Consider the following 22953-nt stretch of genomic DNA (forward strand, 5'->3'; position numbering starts at 1 on the left):
CCTATTTTGTCTCGCCTGTTGGCGGGTGTCAAAGCTCAGAGGAGAATCCTGCATGGATGTGAACTTCACGGCCGAGGAAGAGGCGTTCCGGGACGAGGTCCGTGCGTTCCTGGACACGCATCTCACCCCCGACCTGCGCGCCGCGGGCAACTTGGCGACCAGCGTGTACTCGGACCACGACGCGAGTCTGCAGTGGCAGGCGATTCTGCACGAGCGCGGCTGGGCCGCACCGGCGTGGCCCGTGGAGTACGGCGGCCAGGACTGGACCGTCGGTCAGCACTACATCTTCTCCCGTGAATCGGTGCTGGCCGGCGCCCCGTTCCTGTCGCCGATGGGTATTCGGATGGTGGCGCACGCGATCATCCGATTCGGTACCGAGGAACAGAAGAAGTTCTTCCTGCCGGGCATCCTCGATGCCTCGGTGTTCTTCTGCCAGGGCTACTCCGAACCGGAATCCGGCTCGGATCTGGCGTCCCTGCAGATGCGTGCCGAATCCGACGGCGACGACTTCCTGCTGACGGGATCGAAGATCTGGACCACGCACGCACGCGAGGCCAACTGGATGTTCGCCTTGGTGCGGACGTCGAAGCAGGAGCGCAAGCAGCAGGGGATCACCTTCATCCTGCTCGACCTCACGGTGCCCGGCATCGAGATCCAGCCGCTCGTGATGGCCTCGGGTGAGGAGGTGCAGAACGTCGTCTTCTTCGACAAGGTCCGCGTCCCGAAGGCGAACGTCCTCGGTGAGATCGACCAGGGCTGGACGGTCGCCAAGTACCTCCTGGAGTTCGAACGCGGCGGCGGCGCGGCGGCGCCGTGGCTGCAGGTCTCGCTGGACCGGCTCGCGGAGCAGGCGAGAACGGTGCCCGGCCGTGGCGGCAGACCGCTCGCCGAGGATCCCGACTTCGAACTGGGCCTCGCCGAACTGCACGCGCGGGTCGACGTGCTCGAGATTCTCGAACACCGCTCGCTCGCGGTGCTGGCGGCGGGTGGAAACCCCGGACCGGCATCGTCGATGCTCAAGATCCTCGGCACCGAGATCAGCCAGGCGGTCACCGAGTTCATCCACAAGAGCGCCGGTCCCCGCGGGCGGATCTATCAGCCACATGTGACGCGCCCGGGTGGCCCGGTGGTCGAGTACGTTCCGCCGGCCGACGGTGCGCACAGCGGTGACCTGTGGCAAGCGGTGGCGCCCCTGCGCTACTTCAACGACCGAGCCGGCTCGATCTACGCCGGCTCCAACGAGATTCAACGAAACATCCTGGCGAAAGCGGCATTGGGGCTGTAAATGGACTTCACACTCACCGACGAACAAGCCCTACTGCGCGACTCCGTGACCGCGTACCTGACGGGACGGTATCCACTCCTCGAATCGCGCCGGGCCGCCCGCTCTCCGGAACGCTGGCAGCCGGAAGTGTGGGAGGCGTTCGCCTCCGAGCTCGGGATCCTCGCCGCGACGCTGCCGGAGTCGGTCGGCGGGCTCGGCGGCGGGCCGGAGGAGATGATGGTGATCAGCGAAGCGCTCGGTGCCGCGCTCGTCGTGGAACCCTATGTGGGTACCGCGGTGGTGGGCGGTGCCCTGCTGACGGGGGCGGGCGGGCCGGCAGCCGACGCCCTCGCCGAATCCGTCGCCGAAGGTCACGCGCGGATCGCCCTCGCTCTCACCGAACCGGAATCGGGCCGCGAACCGTGGGACGTTCACTGCACGGCCACGCCGGACGGCGACGGCTACGTCCTCTCCGGCGAGAAGATCGTGGTCGCTGATCTACCTCTGGCGACGCATCTGATCGTCGTGGCCCGGACCTCCGGGGATCGGCTCGACCGGGACGGATTGTCGCTGTTCCTGATCGACTTCGACGCGCAGAAGCCGCCGACAGGCGTCGAGGCGCACTATTACCGGACGATCGACGACCACCACACCGGAGATCTGCGCTTCACCGATCTTGAGGTTCCGGCCTCCGCACTGCTCGGCACCGCCGGTCAGGCGTGGCCGGTGGTCGAACGCGCACTGGACAACGGCACCGCTGCCGTGTGCGCCGAGGCGGTGGGTGTGATGCGCCGCGTGGTGGCCGATACGGTGGAGTACGCCAAGCAGCGCAAGCAGTTCGGCGTGCCGATCGGATCGTTCCAGGCCTTGCAGCACCGGATGGTCGACATGTCGCTCGAACTGGAGCAGGCCGTGGCGGCGACCTATCTCGCGGTGCTCAACCTGTCCGGTCCCGACCGACGCCGCGCGCGGGCGGTCTCGGCCGCGAAGATCACCATCGCGCGGGCGGCCAGATTCATCGGCCAGAACGCCGTCCAGTTGCACGGCGGTATGGGGATGACCGAGGAACTGGCGATCGGGCACTACTTCAAGCGGCTCACCGCGATCGAGACGGAGTTCGGCTCCGCCACCGATCACCTGCACCGGTACGCCGAGCTCGCCCGCTGATCCCGGTGTGAACACGCCTCACCCCCGTCCGGATCCGGACGGGGGTGAGGCGCACAGGGAGCGAATCAGATGCGGCGCATGACGGTGACGACCTTGCCGAGCACCACGGCGTCATTACCGTGGATCGGATCGAACGCCGGGTTGTGGGGCATCAGCCAGACGTCCTTGCCGGTGCGCCGGAACGTTTTCACCGTGGCCTCGCCATCGAGCATCGCAGCGACGATGTCACCGTTCTCCGCGACCGACTGCTGCCGCACCACGACCCAGTCGCCGTCGCAGATCGCGGCGTCCACCATGGACTCGCCGACCACCTTGAGCAGGAACAGCGACCCCTCGCCCACGAGCTCGCGGGGGAGGGGGAAGATCTCCTCCACAGCCTCCTCGGCGAGGATGGGCCCGCCCGCCGCGATCCGGCCGAGTACCGGGACGAAGGCCGGCTCGGGCATTCGCTCTTCGTCTTCCATGACCCGCTGGATGACCTGTGCGGTGCGTTCCTCGGTGCCTTGGACGTTCACCGCACGCGGACGGTTCGGATCCCGGTGCAGGAAGCCGAGGCGTTCGAGCGTGCGCAGCTGGTGAGCGACGGATGAGGTGGAGGTGAGCCCGACCTCGTCGCCGATCTCGCGGATGCTGGGCGGGTAGCCGCGGTCTCGGACGGACCTACGGATCACCTCGAGCACCTGCTTCTGCCGCCGCGTGAGGTGATCCTCGGACACATTGCCCTGCGCATCGCGGAAGCGCTTGTCGCGGTGTTGAATCTGCCGTTCCTCTGTCATCGTCTCGTTCCTCACGCCCGTCGCTGGTGATTCCACTGTAGTCCAGTCCGAGCGACTCGACAAACATTTGTTCGAGAATTTCGCCCGCGTGTCTTCCCTTCGATCGGACCCTGTGATAGAAATCGAACAGAGATTCTTTCGAACACATGCACGCACACTGGTGTGACTGGTGGGGCTGGATTGAAAACTTGTCAGTCCCCCTCGGTACACCAGTAAGTGCATAGGAGCGTCCGCCATCCACTAGAGGAGAAGTCATGACCGCGATCATCGATCGGGACACCATCGAGGCAGGCCAGAGTGCACCCCGTCGTGCCGGGCTGGTTGGCCACGGTACGGCGGCCACGGTTCATCGCCGCGGCGCCGCGCAGGCGCGGGGGCTCTCGCCCCGGCTCGTCCGCAGTCGCTCCGGTGAGGGCTCCGGGGATTCGATCACCGTGTCGAACACGCCGGAACGAGGCGATGTTCGAACCGCTGGTTCGGCCCCATCGGCCATCCGAGTGGTCGGCGCCCGCGGTGCGCGGACGCGTTCCATCGAACGCATCCGCGTGCGCGAATCGGCACGCCGTCCGCGCGGCTACTCCCGGGCCGACGGGTGCGCGCGGCGCAGTCCTCGGCCCACCTGGCTCGCCTGCGTGCTCGCCGCGGCGGCCACCTTCGCCACAGTGGTGCTGCTCTTCGGCGGCGCCTCGCCCGAGCCGCAGGCCGCCCCGGTGTCCGCCGGCACCCCGGCCCTGACATCGGTGGTCACCGTCCGCTCGGGGCAGACGCTCGAGCAAGTCGCACGTGAGATCGCGCCCGAGCGCCCCGTCGCCTCCGTCGTCGACGAGGTCTCCCGCATCAACGGGCTCACCGACGGCCGCGTCCGCGCCGGACAGACTCTCGTCACTCCGCGGTACTGATTCCGACCAGCCCGAACTCCAACACTTTCCCTGAGAGGCGAGAGATGATCACGAACACCGCGACGGCGGAAACCCGGCCAGGCGCGCGGGTCGTGCACCTCGACAACGTGGTGCGCCTGCCCCGGCGAGTATCCTCGAAGGCAACAACGCGGGGCGCGACGCACGCCGGTGCCACGGTGCTGCAACTGCCCCAGCGGTATGCCGATGTCTGGGCTGAGGGTGGTGAACCGATGCATTGTCCGTTCTGCAAGAACGAGGACACCCGCGTGGTGGACTCGCGCGTCTTCGACGACGGGCAGGGCATCCGGCGTCGGCGCTCGTGCAACGAGTGCGGCCGTCGTTTCACGACTGTGGAGAGCGCGGTTCTGGCCGTGGTCAAGCGCAACGGCGTCACCGAGCCGTTCAGTCGTGAGAAGGTCATGAAGGGCGTGCGTCGCGCCTGTCAGGGACGCGCCGTCGCCGAGGACGATCTCCAGAAGCTCGCCCAGCAAGTGGAGGACGCCGTACGCGCCTCGGGCGTCGCCGAGGTCCCGTCGAATGAGGTCGGCCTGGCCATTCTCGGGCCCCTTCGCGACCTCGACGAGGTCGCCTACCTCCGCTTCGCTTCGGTCTACCAAGGCTTCATGTCGATCGAAGACTTCGAGTCCGCGATCCGTGATCTCCGCACCCGTGCGGCGGCGGGTCCCACCGACGCCGCCTGACGGGACACGGTCAGCTCAGCGCCGCGATCGCGGCCAGCACCTTCTTCTCCGACACCGAGCCCGCGGTGCCCAGCGCCTGTGCGAACAAGCTCACCCGGAGTTCCTCGATCTGCCAGCTCACCTGTTCCACGCCGGCATCGCGCCGGTGCTGCGGCAGTGAATCCAGCTTCGCCGTCAGCGCGCCGTACACCCGATCCAGCGTTGCCATCCCGCGATCGTCACGGTCGATCGACGCGGGCAGGGCCGCCCAGCGGACGGCCGCACCCTGGATGTACCGCGGCAGATGCCGCAGATGCACGCCCGCCGTCGCCCCCACGAAACCCGGGAACAGCAGCGAATCGAGCTGATCGGCGATGTCATCGGCCGCATCCCGGGCGGCCGGCGGCGGATTCCCGATCGACCCCCGGACCTCGGTCGCCGTCGAGACCGCCGATGCGACCCAGGTCAGGTACTGCTGCTGCGTCTCGCCGAGCCGGGCGCGCACCGTCGCCGCGAGCGAGGTGAACTCGTCGGGGGTCCAGGCCGTCCCCGCCTGCGCCCGCAGATCGGCGATCGCGCGGCGGCGACAATCCTCCAGCAGCGCCATCGGAGATTCGTACGGGCTCTGCGACAGCGCCATCCGCTCGCGCGGGTTCAATCCCTGTAACGCCGACTTGTGCGCGGCGGGCAGCACATTCGCCAGCAGCACGTCGAGTCCCGCGGCCATGAGCCGTGTCTGCTCGGCTTCGTCCGCCACCACCCGCACGCCGGCACGGTCACCGTCGGGATAGAGCGAGCCGAACCCTGTCACCCGGCTGCCGCGCACTTCGGTGTCGATCCGTCGCGGCACGTCGCCGAGGGTCTGCGCGGTCCATTCGCGCGCGGGCGCGCGTTCGTACGCGCCCGCGCGGCTGGACAGGTCCTCCTGGACAGCGGCGCCGAGCGTCCGCTTGAGCGCGGTCAGGTCTTTGCCCGCGCCGAGTTCGCGGCCGTCGTCTCCGATCACCACGAAGGTCACCCGCAGGTGCGCGGGCAACTGCTCGGGGGAGAAGTCGTCGGGCCGGATCACGGTGCCCGACAGTTGCGTCAGTTCCCGCGCCAGTCCGTCCGTCAGCGGCTCGGCACGTGGTGTCAGCCGGGCCAGTGCCGCCGCGGCGAAGTCCGGCGCCGGGACCACCTCGCGCCGCAATTGCTTCGGCAGCGTCTTGATCAGCGCTGTCGCCAACTCGTCACGCATCGCCGGTACCAGCCACTCGAACCCGTCGGCACGCACCGTCGCGAGGTCTTTGACGTCGATCCGTGCGGTGACGCCGTCGTCGGCGGCGCCAGGTTCGAACCGGTACTTCAGCGGCACTTCGATTCGGCCCTGCAACCACGCGGCCGGGTAGGCCTCGCCCGTGATCCCGGCGGAACCATCCACCAGCAGGTCGTCCTCGGTGAAGTCCAGCAGTCCGGGATCCTCGCGGGAGGCCTTCTTCCACCAGGAATCGAAGTGCCGCGAAGAGACGATGCCCTCGGGCACCCGGAGGTCGTAGAAGTCGAACAGCGCGTCCTCGTCGACCACGATGTCGCGGCGTCGAGCCTTGTCCTCCAGGTACGAAGCGTCGTCGAGCAGAGCACGGTTGCGCGCGAAGAAGGCATGCCGGGTGCGCCACTCACCTTGCACCAGGGCGTGCCGCAGGAAGATCTCGCGTGCCGCCTCCGGATCGACCGTGCCGAAGCTCACCGTGCGGTCCGCGACCAGCGGCACTCCGAACAGGGTGACCCGTTCCTTGGCGAGCACCGCCTCCCGCTTGGTGGACCAATGCGGCTGCGAGTACTGACGTTTGGCGAGTGGACCCGCCAGCTTCTCGGCCCACTCCGGTTCGATCTTGGCGGCGGTCCGTGCGAACAAGCGGGAGGTCTCGACCAACTCGCCGGCCATGACGAACCGCGGCGGCTTCCGGTACAGCGCCGATGCGGGGAAGATCAGGAACGTGGCATTGCGGGCCCCCAGGAACTCCTTGCCGTCGCTCTCGCGCAGTCCGATCTGGGACAGCAGGCCGGAGAGCAACGCCTGATGGATCAGATCGGCCGACGGTGCCGGTTCCCGCCCGATCGAGTCGAGTGTCCAGCCCATATCGCGGCATATCTGCCGGAGTTGGCCGTGCAAGTCCTGCCACTCGCGGATCCGCACGTAATGCAGGAATTCGCGCTGGCACTCGCGACGGAAGGCGCTCGAACTCAATTCCGCGCGACGGTCGCCCAGGTGACGCCACAGGTTCAGGTAGGACAGGAAGTCCGATGTCGGATCGGCGAAGCGCGCATGCTTGTCGTCGGCGGCCTGGCGGTGTTCGGCCGGCCGCTCGCGCACGTCCTGAATGGACAGCCCGGCCACGATCACGAGAACCTCGGCAAGCACGCCGAACTCCCGGGCGGCCACCAGCATCCGCGCCATGCGCGGATCCACGGGAAGCTCCGCGAGCTGTCGCCCGACCGGGGTCAGGCGCTTGTGTCCCACATGAGCGTCTTCGAGCGCGCCGAGTTCCTCGAGGAGTGCCACACCGTCGCGGACGGCGCGTTCGTCGGGCGGCTGCACGAACGGGAAGGCCGACACTTCACCGAGGTCCAGCGCAGTCATCGACAGCACCACCGACGCGAGGTTGGTGCGCAGGATCTCCGGATCGGTGAACATCGGGCGGCTGTCGAAGTCGTCCTCGGCATAGAGCCGAATCGCGATGCCATCCGAGGTGCGGCCACAGCGACCCGACCGCTGCTGCGCCGAGGCCTGCGAGATCGGTTCGATCGGCAGCCGCTGCACCTTGGTGCGCATCGAGTACCGGGAGATGCGAGCGGTGCCGGTATCCACCACGTACTTGATGCCCGGCACGGTGAGTGAGGTCTCGGCGACGTTGGTGGACAGAACGATCCGGCGTCCACTGTGCGGGGCGAACACCCGGTGCTGCTCCGCGGCCGAGAGTCTGGCGTAGAGGGGAAGGATCTCCGTTCCCGGGCGGGCGCAGGCCGACAGGGCCTCGGCGGCATCGCGGATCTCGCGCTCGCCGGAGAGGAAGACGAGCACGTCACCGGGTGCCTCCCGGGAGAGCTCGTCGACGGCGGCAACGATGCCGGTCACCTGGTCGGCGGGATCGTCGCCCTCGGGAGTGAGCTCATCGAGCGGGCGGTAACGGATCTCCACCGGGTAGGTCCGGCCACTGACCTCGATGACCGGTGCCGGCGCACCGTCTGGCGCGGCGAAGTGGGCGGCGAACCGTTCGGGCTCGATGGTCGCCGAGGTGACGATCACCTTGAGATCGGGCCGGCGCGGCAGGATCTGCTTGAGGTAGCCGAGGATGAAGTCGATGTTCAGGCTGCGTTCGTGCGCCTCATCGATGATCAGCGTGTCGTAATCGCGTAGTAGCCGGTCGCGGGTCAGCTCCCGCAGCAGGATGCCGTCGGTCATCAGCTTCACCGAGGTAGCGGGGGAGACCTTGTCGGTGAACCGCACGGCGTATCCCACCGCATCGCCGAGTTCGGTCTTCGTCTCCTCGGCGATGCGCTCGGCCACGCTGCGCGCCGCCAGCCGGCGCGGCTGGGTGTGGCCGATCATGCCGCGCACGCCGCGCCCGAGTTCGAGGCAGATCTTCGGTAGCTGCGTGGTCTTGCCCGAGCCGGTCTCACCCGCGAGGATCACCACCTGGTTCTCGGCGATGGCCTTCGCGATCTCTTCGCGCCGCGCGCTGACCGGGAGGTCTTCGGGGTAGACGATCGCCGGCACCGCCGCGACGCGGGTGGCGTACCTGTCCCGAGCGGCTTCGATGTCGCGCGCGATGCGCGGCAGGTCGGCGGGTTTGCTGCGCTTGAGCTTTCCACGCAGCCTGGTCTCGTCGCGAAGCGTGACCGCGGGTTCGGTCGCAGTGCCGAGCGCCGCGTACAGGTCGCGCTTGGCCGGGGCGTCCGCCGCCGTCGTGCTCGCCTGCTTCGTCATTTGGACTAGTTTATCCACCATGAGCGGACAGGGATCCACGCGACCATCGGCACTCTGGCACGGCTTCGCAGACATGGGCGCAGTGCAACGCGACGGCGCGTTCGTCTTCGCCCGTGGCGACGGTGCGTACGTCTACGACACCACTGGCAACCGCTATCTCGATGCCACCGCCGGCCTGTGGTTCGCCAACGTCGGCCACGGCCGGGCGGAGGTCGCCGATGCCGTGCGCGACCAGTTGCTCAAGGTGGCGCACGTGACCGGCTTCGGTGACGCCGCCACCGATACGACGGTGGCTCTCGCCGAGCGGCTGCGGGATATCGCGCCGGTCCCGGACAGCAAGATCTTCTTCACCTCCGGCGGCTCCGATTCCGTCGACTCCGCCATCAAGCTGGCCCGGCGGTACTGGCAGGAGAAGGGCAAGCCCACCAAGAAGCTGATCGTCGGCCGGTCCAACGCCTACCACGGCATGCACGTGGGCGGCACCAGCCTCGGCGGCATCCCCGTGAACGCCGAGGGATACGGCGGCGTCCTGTTCGACGACACCGCGACCGTGGCCTGGGACGATGCCAAGGAGCTGCTCGGACTCATCGAGCGCGTCGGCGCCGACGCCATCGCCGCCTTCGTCGCCGAGCCCGTGATCGGCGCCGGGGGCCTGCTGCCGCCGCCCGACGGCTACCTGCGTGAGGTGCGCGAGATCTGCCGCGAACACGACGTGCTGTTCATCGCCGACGAGGTGATCACCGGTTTCGGCCGGATCGGCGGTGCCTGGTTCGCCTCCAGCCGGTTCGACCTGCAGCCCGATCTGATGACCACCGCGAAGGGGCTCACCAGCGGATACGTACCGATGGGCGCACTGTTCGTGGCGCCGAACGTCGCTGAGCCCTTCTTCGCGGGAGGAGTGTGGTGGCGCCACGGCTACACCTACGGCGGCCACGCGGCGGCAGCCGCCGCGTCGATGGCGGTACTCGACATCATGGAGCGGGAGAATCTCGTCGCCGAAGCCCTGCGGTTGCAGGACACACTGCTGCGGGAGCTGGCACCGCTGGCTGATCACCCCAAGGTCAAGCAGGTCCGCGGCGGTGTCGGCGCGGTGGCCGGCGTGCAGCTGAACGAGCCCGCCGAGGCGATGGCGATGGTGAAGAAGCTACGCGCACAAGGTGTCTCGGGTCGTGCCGCTGGGTTGGGCACGCTGCAGTACTCGCCGGCCTTGATCACCACCGACGAGCAGGTGGCCGAGATCGCGGCCGCCACCCGCCGGGCGCTCGACGCCTGATGTGCGCGCGATTGTCGCGCGGGGGTTGCACAAGGTTGCGCCTTGACTGATTGTTGACCAATCAAACCCCTTCGTAATGTGAGGCGTGACACACTGCGGGCGTGAACGAGGACGATACGGCCGCGGTCTATCAGCGCGCATACGACAGCAAGGAATTCCACGACCTCCGTCGCCGCCTGGCGAGGTTCGTCATCCCGGTTTCGGTGGCGTTCCTGACCTGGTATCTGGCCTACGTGTTGCTGGCCACCTACGCGACGGACTTCATGAGCCAGAAGCTGTGGGGCAACATCAATGTGGCCCTGGTGGTCGGGCTGTTGCAGTTCGTCACGACCTTCGGGATCACCTGGGCCTACGTGCGGTTCGCGAACACCGAGATCGACCCGCCCGCGACCGCCTTGCGCGAGGAGATCGAGGCCGAGCTCAAGAGCGTCGGGGGTGACCAGGGATGACCGCACTCCTCGCGGGGTACGAGCCGAGGACCATCGAGCCGGGCCAGCAGATCGGCTCCACCACCCTCAATATCGTCATCTTCCTGCTGTTCATCGGCGTCACCATGGGCCTGGTGATCCGGGCCAGCCGCACCACCAAGAAGGCCACCGACTTCTACACCGGCGGAGCCTCGTTCACGGGCCCGCAGAACGGCTTCGCCATCGCCGGTGACTACCTCTCCGCGGCCAGTTTCCTGGGCATCTGCGGCGCCATCGCGATCCAGGGCTACGACGGCTTCCTCTACTCGATCGGATTCCTCGTGGCCTGGCTCGTCGCGCTGCTGCTCGTGGCCGAGCGGCTGCGTAACGTCGGCAAGTTCACGATGGCCGATGTGCTCAGCTTCCGATTGCGGCAGCGTCCCGTGCGGATGGCGGCCGCCCTGGCCACGCTCACCGTGTCGCTGTTCTATCTGATCGCTCAGATGGCGGGTGCGGGTGGCCTGGTGTCGCTGTTGCTCAACATCAAGGGGACCACCGGACAGGCCGTGGTGGTCGCCGTCGTCGGCATCCTGATGATTGTGTACGTGCTGGTGGGCGGTATGAAGGGCACCACCTACGTGCAGATGGTCAAGGCCGTCCTGCTGGTCGGCGGCGCGCTGCTCATGACGCTCATGGTGCTCGCGGCGGTGAAGGGCAACTTCTCCGATCTGTTGCAGAAGGCCATCGACGGCAGTGCCTCGGGGCAGAAGATCATCGAGCCCGGCCTCAAATACGGCAAGACCGAGACCACCAAGCTCGACTTCATCTCCCTGGCACTGGCGCTGGTGCTCGGCACAGCAGGCCTGCCGCACGTGCTGATGCGCTTCTACACCGTGCCTACCGCCAAGGAGGCGCGGCGCTCCGTCACCTGGGCCATCGGCCTGATCGGCGCCTTCTACATCTTCACCCTGGTGCTGGGTTTCGGTGCCGCGGCCTACGTCGGCTCCGATGTGATCACCACGGCACCGGGCGGCGTGAACTCGGCGGCACCGCTGCTCGCGTTCTCACTGGGGGGCACGATCCTCATGGCGGTGATCTCGGCGGTCGCGTTCGCCACGATCCTCGCCGTCGTCGCCGGCCTCGCGATCACCGCGTCGGCAAGTCTCGCGCACGACATCTACAACGGCGTCATCAAGCACGGCCAGGCCACGCCCGAGTCGCAGGTGCGGGTCTCTCGGATCACCGTGGTGGTGATCGGCATCGTCTCGATCATCCTGGGCATCGGCGCGATGGGGCAGAACATCGCCTTCCTGGTGGCTCTGGCCTTCGCGGTGGCGGCCTCGGCCAATCTGCCCACGATCCTGTTCTCCCTGTTCTGGCGCCGCTTCAACACCACCGGAGCGCTGCTGTCGATGTACGGCGGCCTGATCTCCGCGATCGGCCTGATCATCTTCTCGCCGGCCGTGTCCGGGAAATCGACCTCGATGTTCAAGAACGCCGACTTCGCCTGGTTCCCGCTGGAGAATCCGGGCCTGGTGTCCATCCCGATCGGCTTCGGTCTCGCGATCCTGGGCACGATCTTCGGCAAACCCGATACCGACCTCGCCGATAAGGCCGTTGAGATGGAGGTGCGATCACTGACCGGCGTCGGCGTGGAGAAGGCGATCGATCACTGACGTAGCCCTCGGTCGAACACGGTGCCCGTCCCCGGATCGCGGGGGCGGGCGTCGTCTTCCTGGTATGACGGTGCCGTCAGGCCAGGAGCGAGTTGACCGCCCAGCCGACGACGGCGGCGAGCATCGCCGCGCCCATGCCGGTGAGGATCGAGCCGAGACAGCCCTGCAGGCCCGTCCACCGAACCCGCCCGGGATCCTCGTCGGTGATCGGGGCCGGGTCCTCGCCGCGGACCGCCCGCCACAGCGGATTCGGTTCGATCAGCAGGTACAGCGGTGCGCCGATCTGGCCGATGGTGAACAGCCAGAACCACGCCCATCGGTTGCCATAGCGGGGACGCGAGGCGAGCATGGTCAGGAAGGTCAGCGCCCATACCGATGCCACGAGCATGCCGAACCATGTGGGGATGCCGAAGGGCCACTGGATCCAGGAGTCCTGGTCGAGCGTCTCGATGTCGACGCCGCGGTCGGACATCTGCGTGCGGAAGTCCGCCGCGGGAGTCCTACCGTCCTCGGTGACCTGTCCGGAGCGCCACTGGAACGGCCCTGTCGACCAGTCGCCCGTCGAGACGGTCCCGTCGGACCACCGATCGGGGATCACCTGGACGACCTCGCCGCGATCGAGGGCCGCCGCGAAATCGGCGTACGTCGCGTCGCGCGGAGTCCCCGCGGTGGCGGCGGCGAGACCGCCCACCAAAAGGATCAGCAGCCCCGCGATGCGGAACACCAGCCGTGCGGCCCTCATCTCATTCCTCCCCTTCCCGGAAGGGACCCTACAGCGCCGCAGCCGCGTTCCGGTGATCAACGGGACTAGACTGATAGGTATGTCCGATCAGCCGTACCAGCCGACCCTCGCCCAGTTGCGTGCCTTCGTCGCCGTCGCGCGGTCACGGCATTTCGGTACCGCGGCGGCGAAGCTCGGCGTGAGCCAGCCCTCGTTGTCGCAGGCGTTGTCGTCCCTGGAGTCCGGGCTCGGTGTGCAGCTCGTCGAGCGCAGTACCCGCAAGGTGCTCATCACCGAGGCGGGAATGTCGCTGCTGGAGCAGACATCCGGCATCGTCTCGTCGGCGGCCGAGCTGGTCAGCTCGGCCGCCGGGCTCACCGGCGAGCTCCGCGGTACGTTGCGGTTGGGCCTGATCCCCACGGTCGCGCCGTACCGGCTCCCGGCGCTGCTCCCGAAGCTGCGATCCGAGGTCGACGACCTCACGGTGACCGTCGTCGAGGACCAGACCGCACGACTGCTCGAGTCGCTGCGCGCGGGCCGCATCGACGCAGCGATCCTCGCGCTGCCGGCTCTCAACTCAGGGCTGACCGAGATCCCGCTCTACGACGAGGAATTCGTCCTCGTGGTGCCGCCGGAGCATCCGCTGGCCGGTCGCACCGATCTGGGCCCCGACGATCTCACCGGGCTCCCGCTGCTCCTTCTCGACGAGGGGCACTGCCTGCGTGATCAGGCGCTCGACCTGTGTCGGCAGGCCGAGGCCGGGGTCGGAGTCATCGGCGACACCCGGGCGGCTTCGCTCGCCACGATCGTGCAATGCGTCTCCGGCGGCCTCGGCGTGACTCTATTGCCCGAGCCCGCCGTCGGCGTGGAGTTACGTGGAACCGATTTGGCCACCGCGAGATTCGCCTCCCCGAAGCCGGGCCGGCGGATCGGCCTCGTGTACCGGGCTTCCACAGCGAAGACCGAGGGCTTCGCCACGCTCGCCGAAATCGCTCGCGCCGCCGCGGCGGGCTGAGCGGGCCGGGGCTAACCTGGCGGCATGGCTTTCGATCGTCCGGTACTGCTTCTCATGGACTTCCAGCGTGGCATCGTCGACGGTGCCGAACGCGCCGGAGCGACGGCACTAGGCAATGCCGAGCGGGCACTCAGTGCCGCCCGCGACCACGGCCTGCCCGTGGTGCACGTGCGCGTGGCGTTCCGTCCGGACTATCCCGAGATCTCTCCGAACAACCAGGCCTTCGCCCCGATCCGGGAGGGCGGCGACTCGATGACCGAGGCTTCGCCCCTCACCGCCATCGTCACCGAGGTTGCGCCCCTTCCGGGCGAGCCGGTGGTGACCAAGCGCAGGTTCGGCGCGTTCAGCGGGAGCGATCTCGACGCCGTGCTGCGCGGGCTCCGTGCCGATGGGCTCGTGCTCGCGGGCATCAGCACCAGCGGTGTGGTGCTCTCCACCGTGCGCTACGCCGCCGATCTCGACTACCGGCTGACCGTGCTGTTCGATGCGTGCGCCGACCATGACCCCGAGGTGCACCGGGTGCTCATGCGCAAGGTGTTCCCGCGGCAGGCCGAGGTCGTCACCGTCGACGAATGGGTCGACGCGCTGGCCTAGCGCCGTCCCCGTCGGGCGGGACCTCCGGTGCGGCCGGGTTTGCCCGTCGCCTTCCCGCCGACCCGCTTTCCGGCGGCGGCTCGCGCGGCCTGTTTTGCGAGCGTCTTCTCGCGAGCACTGCGCTTCGGCGCGGGCTCGGCCTTCCCGCGCGACGATCCGGCCCGGCGGCCGCGCACCACGCCGATGAACTCGGCGACCTCATCGGACTGCACGCCCTCGGCGGCGGCCAGCACGACCGGTGCGGGCGGCGCGTCGGTGAGCGGGCGGTAGGTGAGGTCCTTGCGGTGATGCAGCCGGGCCAGGGACTGCGGCACGAGGAGGACACCCGTGCCCGCAGCCACCAGTTCGATGGCGTCCGCTGTGGTGTCCGGACGGTGCGCGACCGGCGCACCCGGTGCGTCCGCCCAGGCGAGCGTGTCGTCGTGGGGAACGAGGACCTGTTCGTCATCGAGGTCGGCGGCGGCGATCTCATCGACCGCGGTGATCACATGGTCCTTCGGGACCACCACCACCGTCACTTCCTCGTACAGCGGGATCACCGCGAGTCCCGACGTCTCGGACGGTAACCGCATGAGGGCTACATCCACTGCGCCGGCGCGCACAGCGTCCGCGGCAGCCGCACTGTCGACGGGCACCAGCTCCAGTGGGGTGTCCGGGTGGCGTTCATCCCAGATGCGCACCCATTTGGCGGGAGTGGCGCCGGGCACGTAGCCCACGCGCAGCGATGGCGAGGTCACGGGTGCCAGGCTACCGATAGGCTGGGGGTATGAGCAGGCCCAACGCGCAGTCCATGAAACCCGCGACCGCGGCGAAGAAGCTGGACGTGTACCTCCCGGCCACGCCCGCCGAGTTCCAGGACGGCAGCATCACCCGCGACCAGCTCGCGGCCCTCCAGGCGGATCCGCCGCAGTGGTTGCAGGAGCTTCGCAAGAACGGCCCGCACCCGAAGAATCTCGTTGCCGCGAAACTGGGCGTCTCGATCTCCGGGCTCGCCCGTGGTGGTGTGGACGACGCCCTGACCACGGAGCAGATCGAGGCGTTGCTGGCGGAGAAGCCGGACTGGTTGGTCGTCGAGCGCGACACCTATCAGCAGGTGCTGCGCGAGGAGCGGCGCGTGAAGTCGCTCCACGCCGAGCGCGCCCGGGGCGAATAACGCCGAACCGGCGCGGCCGCCACGCCCTCATGTGTACGGTGTGAACATGGAACGCTACGTCGCCACCCGCACCGTGTCCGCGAGCCCCGACCAGGTCTTCGCCGTCCTCACCGACCCCGACCGGCACCAGTACACCGAACCCGGCACCTGGGTCCGGGGCGCCGTCGACCCCACCCCGATCGACCATGTGGGCCAGATGTTCTCCGTGAACATGTATCTCGACCAGGCCGGCGGTGATTACGTCATGGAGAACAAGGTCACCGATTTCGTCCCGGACCGGACCATCGGTTGGCTCCCCGGAACCACGCAGGACGGCAGGTGGCAACAGGGCGGCTGGTGGTGGCGCTACGACCTGGCCCCGGCCGCACACGGCACCGACGTCACGCTGACCTACGACTGGACCGACACCCCGCAGGCCTTCCGCGACCAGATCGGTGGCATGCCACCTTTCCCGTCCGAGTTCCTCGACGAGTCCCTCGCCTCCCTCGACCGACACCTGCAGGGCTGATTCAGCCCGCGACCACCGCTACGTCCGCCAGCACCACGTCACCGCGTTCGTCGGACGCGGGAAGGTCGACGGTCGCGGTGATCGCCCAGCCGTGATCGCCGTTCGGATCGGCGATGGTCTGCCGCACTTTCCAGGCTCGCGGGAGCGAGGTATCGAGCGAGAACAGGTGCGGCCCACGAGCGCCCGGACCCGTGTCGATATCGTCGTACTCCTCGTAGTAATCGTCGAAGGCCGCGTACCAGTCCACGCCGGGGTCCATTGCGTCGAGTAGGTCGTACTCCTCCTCGGCGACCAACTGCACGCGCCGGAACATCGCATTGCGCACCATCACCGTGAACGCGCGCGCATCGTCGGTGAGCGAGACCGACCGGGTGAGTTCGGGCGCCTCCACGTGCGCGCGCAGTGGGTCCGGCGAGGTCATCTCCTCCCACTCGTCGACGAGTGAGCTATCGACGTACCGCACCAGCGCGCCCAGCCACGCGATGTAGTCCTCCAGTTCGGCGGTGCGGGCGTTCTCGGGCACGGTGTGCCGCAGCGTGCGGTAGGCGTCGGAGAGGTAGCGCAGTACGGCGCCCTCGGAGCGCCCGAGCTGGTAGCGCGAGACGAAGTCGTTGAAGGTCATCGCCCGCTCGATCATCTCGCGCACTACCGACTTCGGCGAGAGCTCGAACTGTGTCACCCAGGCATGCCCGGCGGCATAGGTCGCGAACGCCGGCACCAGCAGCTCGTCGAGCGGCTTCGGATAGGTGACATCCTCCAACAGCGCCATCCGCTCGTCGTAATCGATGCCGTCTGCCTTCATCTCCGCGACCGCCGCTCCGCGGGCCGCATTCTGTTGCGCGCGCAGCACTGTCCGCGGATCGTCGAGCACCGACTCGATCACGGAGATCACGTCCAGCGCGTATTCGGGCGATTCGGGGTCGAGCAGTTCCAGCGCCGCGAGTGCGAACGGCGCCAGCGGCTGATTGAGGGCGAAGTCGGGTTGCAGGTCGACGGTGAGCCGCGCGTACCGGCCGAACTCGTCCGGTTCACCGTGCCGCTCGACCACGCCGCCCGCTTCGAGCCCGCGGTAGAGCGTGATCGCCGTGCGGATGTGTCGCAGTTGATTGCGCCGCGTCTCGTGGTTGTCCTCGAGGAGATGTCGCATCGAATCGAAGCACGGCTGGGGTCGGGCGATCACGTTGAGCAGCAGGGAGTTCGTCACGGCGAAGCGGGACACCAGAGGCTCCGGATCGGCGGCGACGAGCTTGTCGAAGGTCGGCTTACCCCAGGACACGAACCCCTCCGGGGGCTTCTTGCGCTGGATCTTCTTGAGCTTCTTCGGATCCCCGGCGGCTTTCGCCTCCAGCCTGGCATTCTCGATTTCGTGCTCCGGTGCCGCGACGACCACCGTGCCCAGGGTGTCGAAGCCCGCGCGCCCTGCGCGGCCGGCGATCTGGTGGAATTCGCGGGCCCGCAGGTGCCGGGTGCGGGTGCCGTCGTACTTGGTGAGCCCGGTCAGGTAGACGGTGCGGATCGGCACGTTGATTCCGACGCCCAGGGTGTCGGTTCCGCAGATCACCGTGAGCAGGCCGTCCTGTGCCAGTTTCTCGACCAGCCGCCGATAACGGGGGAGCATGCCGGCGTGATGCACGCCCACGCCGGAGCGGATCAACCGCGACAGGGTCTTGCCGAACCCGGTGGTGAACTGGAAGTCGCCGAGCGCTTCGGCGATCGCGGCCTTCCGCTCCTTCGAGCACAGTGGTAGCGACATCAAGGCCTGTGCGCGTTCGGCCGCGGCCTGCTGGGTGAAATGCACCACGTACACGGGGGCCTGGTGGGTGGTCACGAGCTCAACGATCTGATCCTGGATCGGCATCGTGGAGTACGAGAAGTGGAGCGGGACGGGACGTTCTGCACCGGCGACCAAGACCGTCTCGCGTCCGGTGCGGCGCGTGAGATCGTCCTCGAAGAAGGACGTGTCGCCCAATGTCGCGGACATCAGTACGAACTGCGCGCGCGGCAGTTCGATGAGCGGCACCTGCCACGCCCAGCCGCGGTCCGGCTCGGAGTAGAAGTGGAACTCGTCCATGACCACCTGGGCGATATCGGAGTCGGCGCCCTGGCGCAGTGCGAGGTTCGCCACGATCTCGGCCGTCGCGCACACGATCGGGGCGTCCGGGTTCACGGCCGCGTCGCCGGTCACCATGCCCACGTTGGCGGTGCCGAAGACCTCACACAGGGCGAAGAACTTCTCGCTGACCAAGGCCTTGATCGGGGCGGTGTAGTACGTGCGGCGCCCCTGCGCGAGGGCGGCGAACTGTGCGCCCATGGCCACCAGGGACTTTCCGGACCCGGTGGGTGTCGCCACGATCACGTTCGCCCCGGAGCAGGCGGCGATCAGGGCCTCCTCCTGGGCGGGGTACAGCTCGATGCCCCGGTCGGTGGTCCAGTCGGTGAACGCCTCGAAGCACGCGTCCGCCGTCGGATCGGCGGGGAGGAGGTCGGAGAGGTTCACTCCCGCAACTCTACGGCCCCTCGATCTCGGACTTCCCGCCCGCCGTACCGCGGGCGGTCAGCGCCGCCAACACCTCAGCGGCGGCTCGTTCGCCGGACTCGATGGCACCGTCGAGGTAGCCGGGATGTTCGTGCGCCGACTCGGTACCCGCCCAGTGCAGGGCGTCGATCGGGCTCGCATCGATCGGAGCTAGGCCCTCGACTGTGCCGGGCGACGGCAGCGCTAGATAGGCGCCGCCGACGAACTCATCGAGGTGCCAGGATTTCTCGTGCCAACCGGAGGGTGCGAGGACCTCGCTGCCGGCGTGCTGGACGAGCGGCTCGAGGAGGATCGACCGGCGGGTGTCGGCATCGAGGTCGTCGAGCTCACGTGCCTTCGGCCCGCCCACCAGGAAACACAGGTGACCGCGACCGCCGGGCGGGCTGGTGTCGAACACGGCGCGCGCAGGTGGGTCGAGCACGAGCACGTCGCCCGCACCCCGGTCCCGCCAGAAGGGTCGCTCGTACACGGCGATGGCCTTGTAGACGATGCCCATGTAGGTGGTGCGGATCAGCGCCTCGCGCTTCGCCGGGAGCTTCGGTTCGAAGTCGATCGCCGCCGCCATGGGTGGGGGCACTGTGACAATCGCTCGGGCCGCCCGCACCTCACCCGACGCAGTGTGCACCACGACGTCGTCTCCGGTGCGGGTGATACCGGTGACCCGGGTGCCCGTCCAGACTCGCGGGCCGAGCTCGTCAGCGATCGCGTCGACCAGCGTGCCCATGCCTTCTGCGACGAGCGTGTCCTGTGCCCCACCGCGGGTGCCCAGCATGGTGAGGAGTCCGCCCTGGTGGCGGGTCATCCGTGCGGCGGCGTGGACCGAGAGGAGATCGAGGTCTGCCGTCCAGCTGGTTGTCGCGAGTAGCTCGAGCAGCCGCCGAGTGGTCTCGCCGGGAATTCGGCGTAGGCAGGATGCCAGGGTGATGGAGTTCCATCGTTCGGTGTGGCCGATTCGCGAGAGCGCCTCGGTGACGAGAAGCGCGGGTGCGGCGGCGAGCACGGAGATCGGGCCGAGCCGGCGGGATCGGTGGTACATCGCCGGGAGTCGGCCGCTGCGCATGCGGAAGCGGGTCGCGCCGATCTCATCAGCCAGCGCGGCGATTCGGCGGTGATTGTGGCCGATCCATTGACCGCCCAGGTCGACTCGGGTGCCGAGGCCGGTGGTCTCCGACAGAGCGCGGCCGCCCACCCGGTGGGCCGCCTCGATGACGAGCACGTCGACACCGCGACGGTGCAGATCGCGGGCCGCGATGAGCCCGGACAGGCCCGCGCCGATCACCGCAACGGTGGTACTGGTCGGCTGCTGCATGCGGGCTCCTGGTGCCGTAGAACTCAGTCGGTCAACTGACTGAATTTACGGTAGCGCGGGCACCCGAAGTCCGCAATGAGTATTTCCCGCTAGCCCAGCTCCTGCGCCGGCTCCGGCATCCGCACGCCGGCCGCCGAGCGGAGCCCGTCGCGCAGGTGCGTGCGAACCAGGCGGGCCGGCTCGGTCGAGGTGAGGAATCCGGTGAGCACCTCGAGGAAGCGCTCGGGCGCCTCCATCATGGGGAAGTGCCCGACCCCCTCGAACAGGGTGACCGTGGCCGCGGGCAGCGTCGCCCGGAGCACTTCGGCGTGCGCGGCCGGAATGATCGAATCATCTGTGCCCCGAGCGACCAGGGTGGGCACCTCGGCAGTGAGATAGCAGCGGTCGCGCATCGTCACCACTTGCCCACGCAGGTCGACCACGGACCGGAGGGTGCGCGCGAAGGCGTGGGGTGAGGCGGTGTTCGGCATCCGATCGAGTGCGAGACGTAGCTGTACGAGATCGGCCCGCGCCGGGACCGGGAGCGCAGCGGCCACGTCGAGCGCGGCACCGAGTATCTGCTTCGCGCCGGGGAGAGCGGTCAGTGCGACCACCTGCTCCGAGAACGGCAACGACAGCAGTCGAAGCAGAGGCGAGACGTCATGATCGACGCCGCCGGGGGCGACGAAGACGAGCCGCTCGACCATGTCGGGGAACTGGTAGGCGAACTGTCCGGCGACACCACCGCCGAGGGAGTGGCCCACCACCGACGCGCGATCGACGCCGAGATAGCAGAGCAGATCGCGCATCCCGTTCGCGAACGCCGCCACCGAGTAGTCGGCGCGGGGACGGTCGGAGAGGCCGTGCCCCAGGAGGTCCGGCGCGATCACCGTGTACCGGTCGGTGAGCTGGACCATCACCTGTTCCCACACCAGCGAGTTGTCGGCGATGCCGTGCAGTAGCAGGACGACGGGACCGCTGCCGCCCATGCGGTAGGCGCGCTGGTGTCCATGGATCTCGGCGAAGCGCAGTTCCGGCGCGTAGGGACGGGACCGGAAGGGCAGAACCTCGGGACTCATGACTCCTCCTCGGCACGGTCGCTGGTGGACCCAGTGTCGGGGCGTGGCGTTACCGCAGGAAATGCCGGTTGTTACGCGGTGGTTTCGATCTCGGCGTCGAGGTCGCGGTCGCGGCGCAGCGCGGACTGGAGGTCGTCGCGGGTCAGGTGCGCGGGTTCGGTGGTGTCCAGGAAGTTCAGCAGCACGTCGACGAAGCGGTCCGGCTGGGCCCGGAACGGGAAGTGGCCGGCACCGTCGAAGATCTCCAGGCGCGAGGCCGGCAGGGTGGCGTGTAACAGGTGCGCGTGCTCGACCGGGATGATCGGATCGTCGGCGCCCCACACCACGAGGGCGGGCACGTCGGCACCGAGGTAGCTGCGATCGAGCATGGTGACCACTTGGCCGCGCGGATCGACCACGGCGCGCAGCGTCCGGGTGAAGGCGCGGGGAGTGCCCGCGTGCGGTAGTCCGGCGAGCACGCGGGCGCATTCGGCGTTGTCGACGAACGCCCGGTGCGGCACCTTGCCGAGCATCGTCAGTGCGGCATTGGCCACCGGCAGGGCGCCGGGTATGGCCATTGCGCGGATGGCGATCTCGGACAGCGGTACAGACGCGGCTCGCAGTACGGGAGAGACCGACCGGGTGACGCCCCCGGTGTTGACGAACACCAACCGCTCGACCACCTCCGGGTACTGGTAGGTGAACTGTCCGGCTATACCGCCGCCGAGCGAATGCCCCACTACAGTGGCGCGATCGATGCCGAGATAGAGCAGCAGATCGCGCATGGCGTTGGTGAACGCCGGGAGCGAGTAGTCGGCGCGCGGACGGTCGGAGTCGCCGTGACCGAGCAGGTCCGGCGCGATCACCGTGTACCGCTCGGCGAGCCGCTCCAGAATCGGCTCGAACGTCGACGAATTGTCCGCCATGCCATGGATCAGCAGCAGCGCGGGCCCGTCGCCACCGATCCGATAGGCGCGGCGGTAACCGTGGATCAGCGCTACCCGCCGCTGCACGGCGGTCACGAAGCGGACTCGTCGCCCTCGTCGCCCGCCTGCTCGGCGAGGAAGGCCTCGAACTCGCTGGCCAGGTCGTCGCCTGTGGGAATGGCTTCGCCGTCGGCAATGAGCAGCTCACGCGGCTGGGCGGCGTGCGTCGCCTCGTCGTACTGATGCTCCAAGGCCTCGACCACCTGCGTGATCTCGGCGCTGGAAGAGACCTGGGCGTCGATCTGCTCGCGCAGCTCGGCTGCCTCGGCCGGGAGCTCGCCATCGGGCAGTTGCAGGTCGACGGTGCTGCGCAGCGCGCCGAGCATGCCGAGAACCGCCTCGGGGTAGTCGTTCTGCGCGAGGTAGTGCGGTACGTGCACGGACAGGCCGACGGTGTCGTAGCCCTTATCGGCCATGCGCAATTCGAGCATGCCCGCGGCGCTCCCGGGGATGCGCATGGCGCCGTCCCAGGAACGCAGGTTCTTGCGCAGGTCGGGGTTCGAGCCGTGGCCGGTCACCGATACCGGGCGGGTGTGCGGGACGGCCATCGGAATCGCGTGCAGGCCCACGACGGTCTTGACGCCGAATCGCTCGGCGAGCCCCGCGACCGCGCTGACGAAACCCTCCCAGCGCAGGTCGGGCTCGGCGCCGGCGAGCAGAAGGAAGGGCTTACCCGCGCTGTCCCGCACCGCGTACAGGTTCAACTGGGGTTCCTCGACGCCGGTGAACCGGTCCTCGAAGGTCATCATGGGCCGTCGTGAGCGGTAGTCGATCAACTCATCCACATCGAAGGACGCCACCAGTTCGGTGGTCAGGTTCGACGTGAGGTGTTCGCGGAGCAGCTTGAGGGCGTGACCGGCGTCGGCGTAGCCGTCCAGGGCGTGCACGAGCACCGGCCCGTTGCCGTCCGTGTCCGAGACCGCCGGGCCGGGGAACTCCAGCTCGTACATGTGCGACTGCTCGTCCATCCCGAAACCTCCTACCG

The 22953-nt window shown here is 68.4% G+C and carries 20 protein-coding genes; 11 read left to right on the forward strand and 9 right to left on the reverse strand.

Annotated features, from left to right (window positions below; translation table 11 throughout):
- The first annotated feature begins 52 nt into the window (after positions 1-52).
- Complete coding sequence (locus TPAU_RS09040) at positions 53-1285, forward strand: acyl-CoA dehydrogenase family protein (protein WP_013126452.1); 1233 nt, start codon at positions 53-55, stop codon at positions 1283-1285.
- Positions 1286-2431: an acyl-CoA dehydrogenase family protein gene (locus TPAU_RS09045; RefSeq protein WP_013126453.1), complete on the forward strand. Its 1146-nt coding sequence runs from the start codon at positions 1286-1288 to the stop codon at positions 2429-2431.
- A gap of 65 nt (positions 2432-2496) precedes the next feature.
- On the opposite strand, the gene lexA is transcribed toward TPAU_RS09045, so the two are convergent.
- Positions 2497-3207, reverse strand: coding sequence for a transcriptional repressor LexA (gene lexA / locus TPAU_RS09050; RefSeq protein ID WP_013126454.1), 711 nt, complete (start codon positions 3205-3207; stop codon positions 2497-2499).
- 254 nt (positions 3208-3461) lie between these two features.
- On the opposite strand from lexA, the gene TPAU_RS21880 reads away from it, so the two are divergent.
- Both TPAU_RS21880 and nrdR read left to right on the forward strand, forming a co-directional pair.
- Positions 3462-4106, forward strand: coding sequence for a hypothetical protein (locus TPAU_RS21880; RefSeq protein WP_013126455.1), 645 nt, complete (start codon positions 3462-3464; stop codon positions 4104-4106).
- A gap of 230 nt (positions 4107-4336) precedes the next feature.
- Positions 4337-4807, forward strand: coding sequence for a transcriptional regulator NrdR (gene nrdR, locus TPAU_RS09060; RefSeq protein WP_013126456.1), 471 nt, complete (start codon positions 4337-4339; stop codon positions 4805-4807).
- A gap of 10 nt (positions 4808-4817) precedes the next feature.
- On the opposite strand, the gene hrpA is transcribed toward nrdR, so the two are convergent.
- A complete protein-coding gene (gene hrpA / locus TPAU_RS09065) occupies positions 4818-8753 on the reverse strand; it encodes an ATP-dependent RNA helicase HrpA (protein ID WP_013126457.1) in 3936 nt (1311 codons plus the stop codon).
- 19 nt (positions 8754-8772) lie between these two features.
- Here hrpA and TPAU_RS09070 point away from each other — a divergent pair, with 19 nt between their 5' ends.
- From TPAU_RS09070 to TPAU_RS09080, 3 genes are all read left to right on the forward strand, one after another.
- Positions 8773-10026 (forward strand): aminotransferase family protein, encoded by a 1254-nt coding sequence (locus TPAU_RS09070; protein ID WP_013126458.1) that lies wholly within the window; start codon positions 8773-8775, stop codon positions 10024-10026.
- Positions 10027-10127: 101 nt separating this feature from the next.
- Positions 10128-10475 (forward strand): DUF485 domain-containing protein, encoded by a 348-nt coding sequence (locus TPAU_RS09075; protein WP_013126459.1) that lies wholly within the window; start codon positions 10128-10130, stop codon positions 10473-10475.
- Positions 10472-12109 (forward strand): solute symporter family protein, encoded by a 1638-nt coding sequence (locus TPAU_RS09080; protein ID WP_013126460.1) that lies wholly within the window; start codon positions 10472-10474, stop codon positions 12107-12109. Before TPAU_RS09075 ends, TPAU_RS09080 begins: the two co-directional genes overlap by 4 nt.
- A gap of 76 nt (positions 12110-12185) precedes the next feature.
- Here the strand turns inward: TPAU_RS09080 and TPAU_RS09085 are convergent, their stop codons facing one another.
- Entirely contained in the window at positions 12186-12851 is a 666-nt protein-coding gene (locus tag TPAU_RS09085) for a hypothetical protein (protein ID WP_013126461.1), read from the reverse strand.
- Positions 12852-12930: 79 nt separating this feature from the next.
- Between TPAU_RS09085 and TPAU_RS09090 the strand changes: the two genes are divergently transcribed.
- Complete coding sequence (locus TPAU_RS09090; RefSeq protein ID WP_013126462.1) at positions 12931-13845, forward strand: hydrogen peroxide-inducible genes activator; 915 nt, start codon at positions 12931-12933, stop codon at positions 13843-13845.
- A gap of 24 nt (positions 13846-13869) precedes the next feature.
- Complete coding sequence (locus TPAU_RS09095; protein ID WP_013126463.1) at positions 13870-14439, forward strand: cysteine hydrolase family protein; 570 nt, start codon at positions 13870-13872, stop codon at positions 14437-14439.
- Here TPAU_RS09095 and TPAU_RS09100 read toward each other — a convergent pair.
- A complete protein-coding gene (locus tag TPAU_RS09100; RefSeq protein ID WP_013126464.1) occupies positions 14436-15176 on the reverse strand; it encodes a LysR family substrate-binding domain-containing protein in 741 nt (246 codons plus the stop codon). The two genes, TPAU_RS09095 and TPAU_RS09100, sit on opposite strands and share 4 nt — an antisense overlap.
- 29 nt (positions 15177-15205) lie before the next feature.
- Here TPAU_RS09100 and TPAU_RS09105 point away from each other — a divergent pair, with 29 nt between their 5' ends.
- A complete protein-coding gene (locus TPAU_RS09105; protein WP_013126465.1) occupies positions 15206-15592 on the forward strand; it encodes a DUF5997 family protein in 387 nt (128 codons plus the stop codon).
- Between the two features lie 46 nt (positions 15593-15638).
- Positions 15639-16100 carry an SRPBCC family protein gene (locus tag TPAU_RS09110; protein WP_013126466.1) on the forward strand — a complete coding sequence of 154 codons (462 nt, stop codon included), beginning with the start codon at positions 15639-15641 and terminating at the stop codon, positions 16098-16100.
- Position 16101: 1 nt separating this feature from the next.
- Here the strand turns inward: TPAU_RS09110 and TPAU_RS09115 are convergent, their stop codons facing one another.
- The 5 genes from TPAU_RS09115 to TPAU_RS09135 all read right to left on the reverse strand — a co-directional run bounded on the left by TPAU_RS09115 (position 16102) and on the right by TPAU_RS09135 (position 22936).
- Positions 16102-18597 carry a DEAD/DEAH box helicase gene (locus TPAU_RS09115; RefSeq protein ID WP_013126467.1) on the reverse strand — a complete coding sequence of 832 codons (2496 nt, stop codon included), beginning with the start codon at positions 18595-18597 and terminating at the stop codon, positions 16102-16104.
- A 10-nt stretch (positions 18598-18607) separates the two neighbouring features.
- On the reverse strand, positions 18608-19945 hold the full coding sequence (locus TPAU_RS09120) for a flavin monoamine oxidase family protein (protein ID WP_013126468.1): 1338 nt from the start codon (positions 19943-19945) through the stop codon (positions 18608-18610).
- Between the two features lie 89 nt (positions 19946-20034).
- A complete protein-coding gene (locus TPAU_RS09125) occupies positions 20035-21003 on the reverse strand; it encodes an alpha/beta fold hydrolase (RefSeq protein ID WP_013126469.1) in 969 nt (322 codons plus the stop codon).
- A 71-nt stretch (positions 21004-21074) separates the two neighbouring features.
- Positions 21075-22004, reverse strand: coding sequence for an alpha/beta fold hydrolase (locus TPAU_RS09130; protein WP_013126470.1), 930 nt, complete (start codon positions 22002-22004; stop codon positions 21075-21077).
- The gene (locus TPAU_RS09135; protein ID WP_013126471.1) at positions 22001-22936 is read right to left on the reverse strand and encodes a proteasome assembly chaperone family protein; all 936 of its coding nucleotides are present in this window, start codon (positions 22934-22936) and stop codon (positions 22001-22003) included. Before TPAU_RS09135 ends, TPAU_RS09130 begins: the two co-directional genes overlap by 4 nt.
- Positions 22937-22953 lie beyond the last annotated feature (17 nt).

The organism is Tsukamurella paurometabola DSM 20162 (assembly GCF_000092225.1).
GTDB classification, from domain to species: Bacteria; Actinomycetota; Actinomycetes; order Mycobacteriales; family Mycobacteriaceae; genus Tsukamurella; species Tsukamurella paurometabola.